Origin of the sequence: Holospora elegans E1 (assembly GCF_000648275.1) — a bacterium.
Classification (GTDB): Bacteria; Pseudomonadota; Alphaproteobacteria; order Holosporales; family Holosporaceae; genus Holospora; species Holospora undulata_A.
In genome coordinates this window covers 1-12964 of the sequence record NZ_BAUP01000107.1, presented here as the reverse complement: position 1 = coordinate 12964, position 12964 = coordinate 1, and the positions used below count along the sequence as shown (strand labels likewise).

General features: G+C 38.2%; 12 protein-coding genes, 1 tRNA gene and 1 pseudogene. 3 read left to right on the top strand and 11 right to left on the bottom strand.

Features of this window, described 5'->3' with window-relative positions; all coding sequences use genetic code 11:
* The 3 genes from HE1_RS09020 to HE1_RS10390 all read left to right on the top strand — a co-directional run.
* Positions 1-208, top strand: a 208-nt coding sequence (locus HE1_RS09020; RefSeq protein ID WP_035545126.1) for a hypothetical protein, incomplete at its 5' end; no start/stop codon positions are given.
* A gap of 44 nt (positions 209-252) precedes the next feature.
* Positions 253-492, top strand: coding sequence for a transposase (locus tag HE1_RS04375; protein WP_035545125.1), 240 nt, complete (start codon positions 253-255; stop codon positions 490-492).
* Between the two features lie 385 nt (positions 493-877).
* Positions 878-952, top strand: coding sequence for a transposase (locus tag HE1_RS10390; protein ID WP_162480344.1), 75 nt, complete (start codon positions 878-880; stop codon positions 950-952).
* A 320-nt stretch (positions 953-1272) separates the two neighbouring features.
* Here the strand turns inward: HE1_RS10390 and HE1_RS04370 are convergent, their stop codons facing one another.
* From HE1_RS04370 to HE1_RS04325, 11 genes and pseudogenes are all read right to left on the bottom strand, one after another.
* On the bottom strand, positions 1273-2196 hold the full coding sequence (locus HE1_RS04370) for an NAD(P)H-dependent glycerol-3-phosphate dehydrogenase (protein WP_035545123.1): 924 nt from the start codon (positions 2194-2196) through the stop codon (positions 1273-1275).
* Between the two features lie 2 nt (positions 2197-2198).
* A complete protein-coding gene (locus HE1_RS04365) occupies positions 2199-3128 on the bottom strand; it encodes a hypothetical protein (RefSeq protein ID WP_035545120.1) in 930 nt (309 codons plus the stop codon).
* Positions 3129-3267: 139 nt separating this feature from the next.
* On the bottom strand, positions 3268-4392 hold the full coding sequence (locus HE1_RS04360) for an FAD-dependent monooxygenase (RefSeq protein WP_035545117.1): 1125 nt from the start codon (positions 4390-4392) through the stop codon (positions 3268-3270).
* A 924-nt stretch (positions 4393-5316) separates the two neighbouring features.
* Positions 5317-5544 (bottom strand): hypothetical protein, encoded by a 228-nt coding sequence (locus HE1_RS09715; protein ID WP_035545114.1) that lies wholly within the window; start codon positions 5542-5544, stop codon positions 5317-5319.
* A gap of 299 nt (positions 5545-5843) precedes the next feature.
* Positions 5844-5999: a hypothetical protein gene (locus HE1_RS09015; protein WP_162531260.1), complete on the bottom strand. Its 156-nt coding sequence runs from the start codon at positions 5997-5999 to the stop codon at positions 5844-5846.
* A 340-nt stretch (positions 6000-6339) separates the two neighbouring features.
* Positions 6340-6522, bottom strand: a pseudogene (locus HE1_RS09710) (helix-turn-helix domain-containing protein); the annotation flags it as partial.
* A gap of 571 nt (positions 6523-7093) precedes the next feature.
* Positions 7094-9283 carry an Rne/Rng family ribonuclease gene (locus HE1_RS04345; RefSeq protein ID WP_006288247.1) on the bottom strand — a complete coding sequence of 730 codons (2190 nt, stop codon included), beginning with the start codon at positions 9281-9283 and terminating at the stop codon, positions 7094-7096.
* Positions 9284-9295: 12 nt separating this feature from the next.
* Entirely contained in the window at positions 9296-11374 is a 2079-nt protein-coding gene (gene pnp, locus HE1_RS04340) for a polyribonucleotide nucleotidyltransferase (protein WP_006288245.1), read from the bottom strand.
* Entirely contained in the window at positions 11371-11640 is a 270-nt protein-coding gene (rpsO, locus tag HE1_RS04335; protein ID WP_006288243.1) for a 30S ribosomal protein S15, read from the bottom strand. Before rpsO ends, pnp begins: the two co-directional genes overlap by 4 nt.
* 59 nt (positions 11641-11699) lie before the next feature.
* The gene (gene truB / locus HE1_RS04330; RefSeq protein ID WP_006288240.1) at positions 11700-12587 is read right to left on the bottom strand and encodes a tRNA pseudouridine(55) synthase TruB; all 888 of its coding nucleotides are present in this window, start codon (positions 12585-12587) and stop codon (positions 11700-11702) included.
* A 64-nt stretch (positions 12588-12651) separates the two neighbouring features.
* A tRNA-Leu gene (locus tag HE1_RS04325) sits at positions 12652-12736 on the bottom strand.
* Positions 12737-12964: the final 228 nt, after the last annotated feature.

The following is a 12964-nucleotide window of genomic DNA, read 5'->3' as shown; positions in this document are numbered from 1 at the left end:
GGGGGCGATAAAATTCTCTCCTTTTCAGCTGATCGCGAATTTGTGGGCAAAGATTGGATCACTTATTTGTTTGACTTATTTGTGTGACCACAAGATCCCTTTTTTTATCCGTATAAAAGATAATCCATTGGCCAACTTCGGCACCTCTAAAAAGCCTTTGAAGGATTTTTTTACTCACCTAAATACGGACGAAAGCCGCCATCTGTAACATGCTGGATGATCCTAGGGGTATCGTAGGTAAAAAGATTAAAGATGCGTACCTTGTCATTTGCTCAAGATAAAGACCGGGTAATAAAAGCCTACAAACAAAGATGGGACATTGAACGGCTGTTCAGAACTATGAAAACGCAAGGGGTTAACCTTGAAAATACCCCTATGAAAGATTTGGGAAGACTTTCCAAACTTATGACCATTGTCGCTGTTGCTATTGTATACGCTTCTATAAAGGGCCTTACACAAGAACACAAGGGGACTCAGGTGGATCAAAGATAAACTCTTATTCTTTGATTTCAGCGATCTTTTAAACTACCTGAAAAAAAGTGAGGGGGAGTATGGCTGTAACTCTTTGTCATTTTCCTTTTATTGTAATAAAAAATTACACCTAATTCAACCTAAATTGCTATAGTGTGCTGAACACACGATTATTATGACAAGGGAAGACGGTGCTATGGAAGTCATTATTGGGAAGCAATAAGAAGAACAAATGTGATAGGAGCCTTAATAGGTTCTGCCTTAGATGCAGTAGGTTTGTTAACAGCCAATACTGATGTTTTTACATCTTGGGTGCAGTAGATTTTACTACCTAATCTACCTACAAAAAGTGCGAGTGTTATGGACAATGCTTCTTTTCACAAAGGTATAGAAATGCAGAAAATTATTGGAAAGCTATAGTCATACATTACTGTACTTACCTCCTTATTCACCTGACTTGAATCCTATTGAGAAAAAGTAGGCTCAAGCTAAGCATATACGATGAACTACAAATTGTTCGATTGGTTCGATTGATCAAATCTTCAATACTTATCTGTGACTCTTTTATATGATTTAGCTATATCGCGCTAAAAGTTCTATTGAAGAAAAAATATCAATCAATAGAAAAATTCACAGATATGCTAAAATTCATTAAAGAACACCAATACCAAACATCTATAAAGATGAGAAACAAGATTTTAAAAAAAATATCCAGAATAAACAAGAAAAAAATTGTACGTCAGTAGCTCTTATAACTACCCAGAAAAAGCCCACGCTTCATCCAAAACCAAAATTAACTTTTTATTTCAACAACTTAGACAACCAAATGTTTTTGCAAATAGTTCCTTTAAAAATTTCTTCAAGTGCTTCCACAAATTTTAGTCTTAAGTGGTATTGTTTGTTTCGCACAAGAATACCTTGCAAAGATCCCAAACCTTCCACTAACTGATTAGACGGAGACAAAGGAGAAGTAAAATTTTTACCATAAAGAAAATTTCTAGAACTTTTACTGGTGCAAGTCATAAAAAAATCTCCAATACCTGCGTAAGTCCATGCACTTGCATGCCCATTTTCTAAAACATGAGAAGAAATCCACTCAATAGCCTGAGAAAAAATCTGACACAAATAAGTTGATTGAGTATTTTCTCCAGAAGCAACCTGAGCCAAAAGCCCACATCCTAATGCTGCTACATTTTTCAACGCTCCCCAAGCGCTAACAGCATTGGCTGAACTGTAATACTCTATACGCAAACAAGATCTTGAAAAAAGCTCAAAAACTTCACCAAAAGATCGCTGACAGTATGTCGCAAGAGTTACTCCAGAAATATCTTTTCTCATTACCCCTGCAGCAAAATTAGGTCCCCCTAAGACGACCCTAGGAACGCCAGGAAAAAAATACTCTGAAATCTCTGGCATCAAAGCCCCTGTGTTAGACTCTATCCCCTTACAGGTCAAAACGATTATACGCGGCTGAACAGAAGTAGTTTCTTTAATACGCTCAAAACACGACCTCAACGACTGTGCAGGAACACAAAAAAACCAGACATCCCCATTTTTCGCAGCTTCTTCAATAGAAAAAACAGAGTTGTAACAAGAAGAAAGAGGATGAAAAGAAGAATCTTTTCTTCCCCACACAAAAATATTTTTTGATTTTTCAGAGACAATACAGGAAGCAAGAGCAGCCGAAAAAGCTCCTGCCCCCCAAAACGTTACACCTTCTAACACGTTTACTTCTTTTTTGGCAAAAAAACATACTTTAGCATAACTGTAGCCGCCATAACAAAAGGACGTACAGTAATAACTGGCCTCTCGTACGCTAATCCATTAGGATAGTAATTCGCACTAGGCAACTTTATTCCTTTGCTTCCCCCTGCATTTAACGCCATCACACGCACCCCCATGGAAAACCCTGTGGTAATTTGCCGATCAAACCCAAAGCCAAAGTTAACTCCATTTATATTTCCTGTAGCATTTTTCACACTTACCATGGTAGTAGAATCAAACGGTTTGTCAGTCGGTTTTAAATGAAACTCGTTCGCATACATTTGATTAAACCGAGGGCCAACAGAAAATTTCGTATTATTCCAACCAATGATAAGATAATAATGATTAGCATTACTAACAAACCCAAAAGTTGCACCAATTCCAACAGTTCCCCTACTAGCAACGCGCATGCAGTGCTCTAGACGATCAGCTCCCACGTCATCCCCGGTATCTGAGTCCCTTGTAAATGAAGCACGAACAGGAACTAAAGCATCCTGAGCACTTTGCGCAGCTCCACCATTTATAAAGACCCCCATAGTAAAACTACTCTTTGGAACTTTATACACATATCCAAGCTCTGGAAGAACCGTCATACCTGGTCCCGACCATCCACCAGGAGTAATATTATTTGTCCCATAAAAAAATGCATTTTGTGGCCCTACCAAACCAGAGTCTTTATCATCTATAAGACCTGGAGACAAACTCTCATCGTAGTTTCCAACACCAAACAGATTTAATCCTTGAGAACCTTGTAAACAATTATAAGACTGAGAAACCCCTGCCCCCAAACCAAAATAAACCCCTGGCGTAAAGCAAGGGACAACTTCTGCTGCTTTTGCACTAAACGCCAAGACTAACCCTAGTGCCGAAATAACTCCTAATTTTTTTTTCACGATACTACTCAATTATGTTTTCACACAGATATTCTACAAAAAATATTGATTTTATACTCTCATCATACTGATATAAAAGTCTTTTTTCATCACGGGTTGCGTTTTTGCAACTCTCAACAAAACTTAAAACTTTTTCGTATTATTTATCATAAATACACACTTGTTCTAAGAAAAGTTTGAAAATCTTTGGAAAAACCATCCCCCAATATACTCCTTTCCACGCAAAAAGTTGAAGTTTACTTTGCAATGCAATGGCTCCTATATTTACCCCCAATCCTACTTTCCAATTTTTTTTCCTATGTCTATATAACCACTGTTTAAGATCTATACCAGAATTCAAAGCCTCTGGAAGCGTATCTAGCCATTTTGAAGCATGTCTTAGTGCTAAATTCATTCCTTGCCCCATCAAGGGATGCATCCACTCTAAAGCATCTCCTAAAAAAAGCACTAATTCGCATGTTTCTTCTTTGCAGCGCCCAGCTGTTAGGACATAATGACCATCCCATTGCTCTAGTTCTAAAATATTTATTTTTTCTCGGAGATTTCGATTTAAGGTTGAAAAAAGCTCACCTTCTTGAGACGGGATCATTTTTTTTGAAGGCCCCATTAAAATGCATGCCGCTTTATTATAAGAAAAAGGTAAAATTCCGACGCATTGATTTTTAAAGAACACATCCCACACTGTGTGACTATCGCCATCAAATCGAATAACTCCAGAATATGCTATTTGATTAAAATCGTAACACCAAGTTTTTCGGTTAAGCTTAGAGCGTACCCAAGACTTTTTTCCATCTGCAGCAATACAACACTTTCCTTTGTAGTAAGATCCTTGTGCGTTCATTACATAAACGCAACAACTATCACTCCATATCCGTTCCAAAACTGAAGAGAACTCAACAGAAATACAAGGATAATTTTTAAGATTTTTAATAAGCATCTCCATCAAAACACTTTCTTTTACCATCACACCCAAACGAGACAATCCCATTTCTTTAGAGGAAAATCTTATTTCTTTTTCAAAATCATTCATGCATATAGCAGCATCTTGAATGGTCCAAAAATTTTTTAAATCTACAATACTTCGATACGATAACCACTGAACAACATCCTGGGCCACTGCAAAATAACGTATTCCTTGATTCCAATATCCCCAAGGATTTTTTTCTAAAACAATACAAGAAATTCCCCTGCTTCCAAGACGAATAGCACTTACCAACCCAATAATTCCGCCACCAATTATTAATACTTTTGCAGAGCGTTCCATTGCCTTTCCCTAAATAAATCACTACAGTAGAGCCAAAACCTTTTTGGTTACTGAACTGTTTGCTTGAATAAAACAAATTACCTGATTATTCTTTAATTAACAATGGAAGTCGGCATTCAAAAAATAAAATTAGATATTAGATCCCCTGCATAACTAATTATCATACTAACTCCATATCATAAATAGCAGAGGTAATGCCATTTCCCGATACTAAATGGACAAATACAAAGCAGTACATATACTCATGCTGAATGAAATATTTTAAAAGTTTAATTTTATTTGTTAATAATTTTTCTTATGCAAAGATTTCTGAAAGAAGAAGATCGTGTTGCGTTAAGAACGCAGCATCGGCAAGAAAAGAACCGACGCGTAGAAGATAGGATTAAGGCAGTTTTGTTATCAGGGTGAAGCTATCGTCAAATTGCTAAGGCTCTTCTGAATGACGATCGTAGATGAGTTATAAGGAAGATCAAAAGTTAATGGTGTCAAGCGGGGGGTCTGTAAGCAGGCTGAACGTTTCACAAACAGCAGAACTTATCGCACATTTGGAAAGCCACCACGTGCATGAAAGTGAGTGATATGTTGAGGCATTGCGTAGACGATTCAAGGCAAGACGTTGCACGCCCATAATTTTTCATTTAAAAAGCCAGCGGCACGGTCCACAAAGGCAGCAAAGCAGGAAGCCTTTATTCAACGGTGATGACAACACCGCCGGACCGTCCTGTTTTGTGATAGCGTGCACCCCACCATGGCAACGAAAATCACCTGTCAGGCACCCCCATGACACGCATGAACCTGATGGGAGTGACGCACATGCGCCCGACCGGTGGTATCCTTAAAAACCTTGAATAGAGCAACATTGAAGACGCTTTTTGATCAGCTGAAAGACGCTTATCCAAAGGCGCCGTTCTGCCTGATCTTGGATCAAAGGACCTTATAACACAAGCAAAGACACCCAAAAAGCAGAAAAAGAAAGGGGGATTGAGGTGCGTTATGTGCCCTCCCTAGCCCCAACCAGAGAAGAATGAACATGTGCGCAACAATCGATTTTTTTTCTCTGCCAAATAGTTTTGCAAGAATATGCTGCATTTTTTCTACCAAACCTGAAACAACATCGCCATAGATCTTGTCGACCGCAATGACAACTTTCAACGCATTAGTACAATACTTTCAATTTGATTTGGTATAGTATCGGAAAATAGTATAATGTAACTTTCCATAAAGGGAAAGATATGCAAAAAATGCTAGAAGATGCAGGGCATAGTTTACTTTATTGCATTCTTATTCTCTAGATCTCAATCCTATTGAGAAAAAATAGGCCCAAGGAAAACATATAAGAAGAACATTACTTTGCTCAATTGATCTCTTATTTCAATTCCTTCTCTCGTAATCTTTTTATACTGTTTTAGCTATACCTAAAACATTTATTATTATCTATAAATCCGAGACCTTCAATCAAAGATAGCATGATGAATTTTTAATGCTTTATTAACATGAAGTGCTGAAAAAATAAGCAGTGTTCCCTCCAGAATTTCAAGTGATTGTATGTTTGCAAGGGGGGCAAAATCTTGCAAACCAATGGCGGTGTGGAGCGTTATTTTGTTCAATGGAAAAGGTTTTATTTTTCCCTGAAAGAGGCAGGGGCTTGGAATAATTTTATTAAAACCTACTCAATGATCTGCGCAATAAAATAAAATTTTCCATTTTTTTTAATCGTTCAAAAAGTCGTTTGAATGTTTGACCCGAGTGATCACCAAATTCCCAATCGATAAGCCGTTTTCCAGCACGATCATAGGATTTAGAAATTCAAGCTTTAGAAATCCAATTTTTTGCTTCTTTTTTCAAATAATAAAAAAATTCATCGACTTCCATTACAATACCTTTGTTTTCTGGGGCTGGCTCAATTTTGAAGCATAGCCTCCCAAGGTGCCCGCCTAATTCAAAACTAGCAGTCGCGCTGACACCAAAACGCTGAGCAATTCGGTTCATTGAAAGGCCGCTTGCGTATAAAACGAAGGCTTGGAGCTTGTCTTTTTCAGGCACACCTCGTGAAATTTTTTCCACATTTTTTACATTTGTACCGCTTTTCCCCTCGAACAAAACCACTTTTAAAGCAATCAGAACATTCACAAAATTTACATACAATCATTTTACTTTTAAAAGACTTCCTTTGCCAATTGCTAACAAAAAATATATTTAGTTAAAAGCTTCAAATCCTGACCTTCTAAGAATATCCAATCCTATTTTTGTACTGCCATTCAGGAATTTTGCTCGCTCAGTAGGAATCTGGAAAGTTCTTAACATCTTGTGAAAAGGGTATTTCTGGTCAATTGGGACTCTGTTTTTTTACCCCACTTTATAACAGTACCAATGCCAACTTGAAATTGTTTATAAATAACTTACCATAACTATTTTATGTTGTGTATTCTATATCTTTATACATCCCGTCATTTGATCAAGATTTTTTTTCTAAACTCAAAGTATACCGCACCATTGTCCCGCGCTATGACAAAACGTCCGTAAATTTTCTTGGCTCTATTCACTTGGCTTCAATCGCCCTTTGGCTTAATTGAGGACACGGCATAGCTATAAAATTATCCTGCATCCAACATAATTTATTACAAAAAAAAATGCTTACAATATCAAAATATTTAAGCATTTTTTAGTCTTTATTTGAAAAAATTATTTTATACTGGGATACTCAAGAATACTCTCCCCCATTAACTTCTGAAACTTTTTCCTTCAAGAAAATACGACGACGACGATAACGTCGCTTTAATGCTTTTACTTCCAATGCTTTTGCCATTTCCATTAACCCAGGATTTGCGTTTTCTTGCTTCACTTCACTTTTCTCAGCGCTGCAATCAGACTGATCAACAGCGGTTAATGTCAAATCGTCTTGGGAAGCAGGTGTAAACTGCTCAAGCCCCTCTTCACTAGGAATATTCACAGAAGAACTTTCTTCGATGCTCACTTTTTCTTTTATTTTTAGGTCCTGCGGAACAGATTTTTTACGACAAAACCTTTTAGTTTTTTTAACGGAACGTATCTTTTCAAGAGTGGGCTCCAAAACAGCAACAGAACCTTCAGAATCTACACTATCTTGTAAAGGGAGTTCAACTTTTTTGTTTTCTTTTTCTACTTTTTCAGTATTTTCCCCATCTGCTGAAAGAAAAAGAGGTTCTTTTGATTTTTCTTCTACTTTTTCCGTATCTGAAATTTCACAAGAACCAGAAGCCAAAAGAGAGACTTCATTAAGTTTTGGCGTGATACACATATCAACAGAATCGAATTTTCTTTCTGACTGCATCTGTAAATTTATAGAAATGCCCATATTGTTTTCTAATTCTGTTATGTATCTTCGGTACTGATTAATAAGAACATGTCCGATTTCCATAGAAACTTCTACCGTTAACTGACTAGAAGAAGACGCAAGAGACGCTTGACGCGCCATATTTCTTAATACTCTCATCGCTAAAGCGTTATCTGACAAAATATATCCATTGCCATGACATAAATGACACGGTTTTGAAATGCTTTCAAACAAGCCCTGCCGTAGTCTTTGACGAGACATTTCTAATAATCCAAACTGGCTAATTTTTCCCAACTGGATACGTGCCCTATCTGCTTTTAATGCCTCTTCTAAAAATTTTTCTACTTGCCCATACCGATGCAAGGGCATATCGATAAAATCAATAACGATTAATCCAGATAAATCTCTTAGTCTTAACTGTCTTCCAATGGCTTGAGCTGCCTCTAAATTAGTTTTTAATGCAGTTTCTTCCATGGCACGCTCTCTGATAGATTTTCCTGAATTCACATCGATGGAAACAAGCGCTTCAGTTTGATTGATAATCAAATATCCCCCAGAAGGAAGTGCAACATGAGGCTGATACAAATTGCTGATCATATCTTCCAATGCATATTTTTCAAACAGTGTACACTCTGTTTCTTGATACAACTTAACTCGCTTTCTGTGTGCAGGCATAAAAATCTTCATGATACTTTGAGCTTTTTTAAAACTTTCTTTGTCATCTACCCAGATTTCTTCAATATCGTTACTATAAAAATCCCGAAAGGCACGGTAAATTAAATCATTTTCTTCGCATAACAACGCAGGAACTTCTTTGGCATTTTTTGATAACTCTTCTATTTTTTTCCATACTCGAATCAATCGATCATAATCTCGCTTAAGTTCTTTTTCAGTACGCCCCAACCCGGCAGTACGCAAAATAACACTCATTCCTTCTGAGATTTCTAGATTTTCAGACATTTCTGTCAAATGCTTACGCTCAACTTTATCAGTGATCTTTCTAGATACTTTAACTTCTCCTGGACTATTTGGCATAAATACAACAAAACGTCCAGCAAAAGAAAGATAAGTTGTTAGAGCGGCTCCTTTATTGCCCCGAGCGTCTTTGACTACCTGCACCAACATAATCTGTCCCTTTTTTATGACGTCTTGAATACGTAACGTGAAGGGTTTAGGGCGAGGAGCTTTTATTCCATCTGCTTCCTCTTGTACTGGTTTTTTTAATAACGAGTCTGAATTTTCTGATCCCTCTTGCAGTTCTGTTCCGTTTGAATTGTTTACTTCTTCTGTTCCATTTTTGTTTTCTGATGATCCTTTGTGCTGATAGTATCCTGGATGGATTTCTGAAAACGCTAAAAATCCTTGTTTTTTATCTCCAAACTCTAAAAAAGCAGCCTGTAAAGCTGCTTCTACCCGAGTTACTTGCGCCAAATATACATTTCCTTTTTTTAAACGTTTAAAAGAAATTTCATGATCGAATTCTTCTAAAATTCCGTCCTTAACAACTGCTACTCGCGTTTCTTCACCGTTAAAAGATCTATCAATAAGAAGTGCTTTTTTTAAATAACTTTCTTTCATTACTTTACCACACTAGGCTTGACGGATGCTTAACTGCACCTTTCCACTTTTATCTATATCCAGCACGCGCACTTGCACGGATTGACCTTCTTTAAGCTGCTCAGAAGGATGCGTTAATCGTTTTCCTGCTAAAATCTCAGTAACATGGACCAATCCATCTTGAGGAAATCCAAAATTTACAAAAGCACCAAAATCTAGTAACTTCTTAACAACACCGTCGTAAACGTTGCCCACTATCGGCCCTTGAGTTAAATTTTTTATAGCTTTTAAGGCGCACTCGGCATCTTCAGCACGATAAGAAAAAATACTTACCTGACCATCTTCACCGATATCAATCTTGGATTGACTAATATCGCACAGATGCTTGATGTTTTTTCCTCCAGGTCCCACAAGGTCCCTAATTTTATCTACGGGAATTTTAATACGACTCACCCGAGGAGCGTAAATGCTTACACTGTCCCTTGGAACACTAATTGTTTGCTCTTCCATAGTTTTTAAAATGTGTAGGCGACCTATTTTTGCTTGAGCCAACGTTCGCTCTATAACGCCAAAACTTAATGTATTGATTTTTAGATCTACTTGAAGCGCTGTAATCCCTTGTTCGGTACCTGCAACTTTAAAATCCATATCTCCTAGAAAATCTTCAGTTCCAGAAATATCCCACAAAACAACGTCTTCTTCTACGGAAGAATTTTTAGAAATCAATCCCATAGCAATTCCTGCCACAGGTGCCTTTAACCGAATTCCCGCATCCATTAAAGCAATAGAAGCACCGCAAACAGTTGCCATAGACGAAGACCCGTAAGATTCAGTGATCTCTGATGCAAGACGCACAGTGCAACTCAAATCTTTAGGAAGCAAATTCACAAGAGCTTTTTGTGCCAAACGTCCGTGACCGATCTCCCTTCGTCCTGGAGCAAACATTTTTCCAACCTCACCAACCGCGTAAGGAGGAAAGCTATAGTGAAGCATGAAATACTCTCGCTCTATCCCAGAAAGACGCTCTATCATCTGACTGTCGTCTTGACGACTTCCTAATGTAACCGTTACTAAAGCCTGGGTATGACCTCGTGTAAACAAAGCACTTCCATGACACCTTGGCAACAAACCAACTTCACAAAAAATCGGTCGAATTTCATCCCACCGTCTTCCATCTAGGCGTTTTTGTTTTTCGATAATATAAGTTCGTGCAGTTTTTTTCCATTTTTCATAAAAATAACTCTCGGCATGCTCTAAAGAGATTTTTCCATGCTCTTCACACAGCGTTTTCCAAGCAGACAAAATTTTTTCAAGATGAAGATGACGACCTTCAGGCAATATCACCTGACACGCATTATCTAGCTCTTCTTGAAGTTCGTTTGGAAAATCAAATTCCTCAGGTTTTGAAGATTTGTGAGAATGATGAGGAGATTTTACATTATCTTTAAGCCAATGAATCCCCTCAAAAACAGGATGAAGTGCTTGATGCCCAAATCTCAAAGCTTCTAAAATAAACTCTTCTGTGCACGAGGTCGCTTGACATTCTATCATAGAAGGACCAGAAGGCGTTGCCCCCATTAACACATCGAAATTTTCGTTAGGAGTATTCAGTGTGAATTGTCCATTTTTGTACCCAACACGAACTCCTGAAGAAATTTCTTGTATAGGCAGCCCAGAAATTGCCACTGCAGCAGAAGCACCTATCATAGACAATACTCCAGGATCTGTTTCCGTATCATAGCTAAGCACCGTGCACACAACCTGCACCTCATGAGAAAAGCCCTTTAAAAAAGAAGGCCTTAACATGCGATCGATGTACCTAGAAACTAAGGTCTCATACTCGGAAGGCTTACCTTCACGCTTAACAAATCCACCAGGAATACGTCCTGCTGAAGAAAATTTTTCTTGATAGTATACAGAAAGCGGAACCCCTCCTCCAAAAGATACCTCCTTTCCTGCACACACCGTACACAATATGACGGTATCTCTATGATAAACTGTTACTGCTCCCAAGGCACGTCGGGCAATACGCCCAACTTCCAACGTAAGAGGAGCACCCGCCCACTCTATCTCTTTTGAAACAATATTAAAAAAAGGGGATTCCGTTATCACCGACGCAACTCCAAGGCCGAAAGAACAGCTTTATATCGCGCTTCATCTTCTTTCTTTAAATAGTCCAACAAACGTCTTCTAGAGCTGCGTTGCCCTTCAAGACCGCGACGACTGCTTACATCATTTTTATGCTGCTTTAAGTGTTCAGAAATTTCAAAAATTCTAGCAGTACATAGTGCAATCTGTACCTCTGGACACCCCGTATCCCCAGCTTTTTTTTCAAAAGCTTCTATAATTTTTTTCTTCTTTTCATAAGACAAAGCCATTAATTATACCCCCTATTAACTTAAAAAATATCTTTTTGCAAACTTCCTTAATACCAGTATTACATATCCACAAAACAACGATACGGAACAAGGCTGCCTGCCTTCTCTTTAGCTAAACATATCATCTTTTCTTGATATTTACAAATCCAAAAATCAGAAAAAAACGGTAAATTTAAAGAAAGAGGAAGCCCATTCCACAGTTGTGTCTTTTGTGCTTGATTCACATCTATTACTGGAAACTCTAATCCGTAAATTATAGGACAAACCCAATTCAACGCCTCGTGGTAGCATTTTTGCGTTAACTCATCAACACCTATTGCTGTTTCCTGAGAAAAAGGCCCTACAGAGGTTCGAACCAACTTGGACACGTAAGCAAGAGTTCCCAGATTTTCCGCTAAATCTCTGGCAAACGCTCGTACATAGGTTCCGCTAGCACACGACATTTCAATTTCAATACTTTTTCCATCGTAATCTGAACACAATGTCAGTAAACTAAGGCTATGAATTGTGATAAGCTTTGAAGGAAGATCGAAGGTACACCCCTTGCGAGCCAAAGCATAAGCGGGAGTTCCATTAACCTTAACTGCAGAATACAAAGAAGGTTTTTGAAGAGAAGAACCAATAAAACTAGGCAATACTTTTTCTACCGCCTCATAAGTGGGGCGCACCGAAGATTCACCAATCACAACTCCAGTGGGATCTTGAGTATCCGTGGCTGTTCCCCAGACACAAGTAAAACGATAAGTTTTCGGAAACCTCAAAATAAAAGGAATAAGACGTGTGGCACAACCAAAAGCTACCGGAAGAACCCCTTCTGCAAAAGGATCTAACGTTCCTGCATGTCCAACTTTTACATTACTCTCAAGCCATCGCTTAATGGAACGATCAATACGCGTACATACAGTACCAGGGTGCTTCCAAACGTTCACCCAACCGTGTTTGCTCATCTCTTAACTCTTTACCCAAAAACTGTATAAGAACTCGTTTAATGTAAAAACAAAAAATCTCGCGTCCCCTAGGAGAGAGTCGAACTCTCATGCCCGTACAGGCAGTAGATTTTGAGTCTACCGCGTCTAACCAGTTTCGCCACCAGGGGATCGAGCATAATTATGCCATGAGAGTTTTTCATAGTCAAGACGGTAAAAAATTGATATCTGCTTAGTGCTACATTTTTTAGTTTTAAAACTCTTCAGATGCGGTTTGGTAGAAAAAATGCAGTATACTATTGCAAAACTCTTTGGCAGAGACGAAAACTCGAGTATTGCGCACATGTTCATTCTTCGATGAGGTTCAAGTTAGGGCTGGGAGAGCAAATAATGCATCT

What these genes read in the sequence shown, in the direction of transcription:
- HE1_RS04375 (WP_035545125.1), top strand. Translation starts at nt 253, where the DNA reads ATGCGTACCTTGTCATTTGCTCAAGATAAAGACCGGGTAATAAAAGCC.
- HE1_RS04360 (WP_035545117.1), bottom strand. Translation starts at nt 4,392, where the DNA reads ATGGAACGCTCTGCAAAAGTATTAATAATTGGTGGCGGAATTATTGGG.
- HE1_RS04345 (WP_006288247.1), bottom strand. Translation starts at nt 9,283, where the DNA reads ATGAAAGAAAGTTATTTAAAAAAAGCACTTCTTATTGATAGATCTTTT.
- rpsO (WP_006288243.1), bottom strand. Translation starts at nt 11,640, where the DNA reads ATGGCTTTGTCTTATGAAAAGAAGAAAAAAATTATAGAAGCTTTTGAA.
- truB (WP_006288240.1), bottom strand. Translation starts at nt 12,587, where the DNA reads ATGAGCAAACACGGTTGGGTGAACGTTTGGAAGCACCCTGGTACTGTA.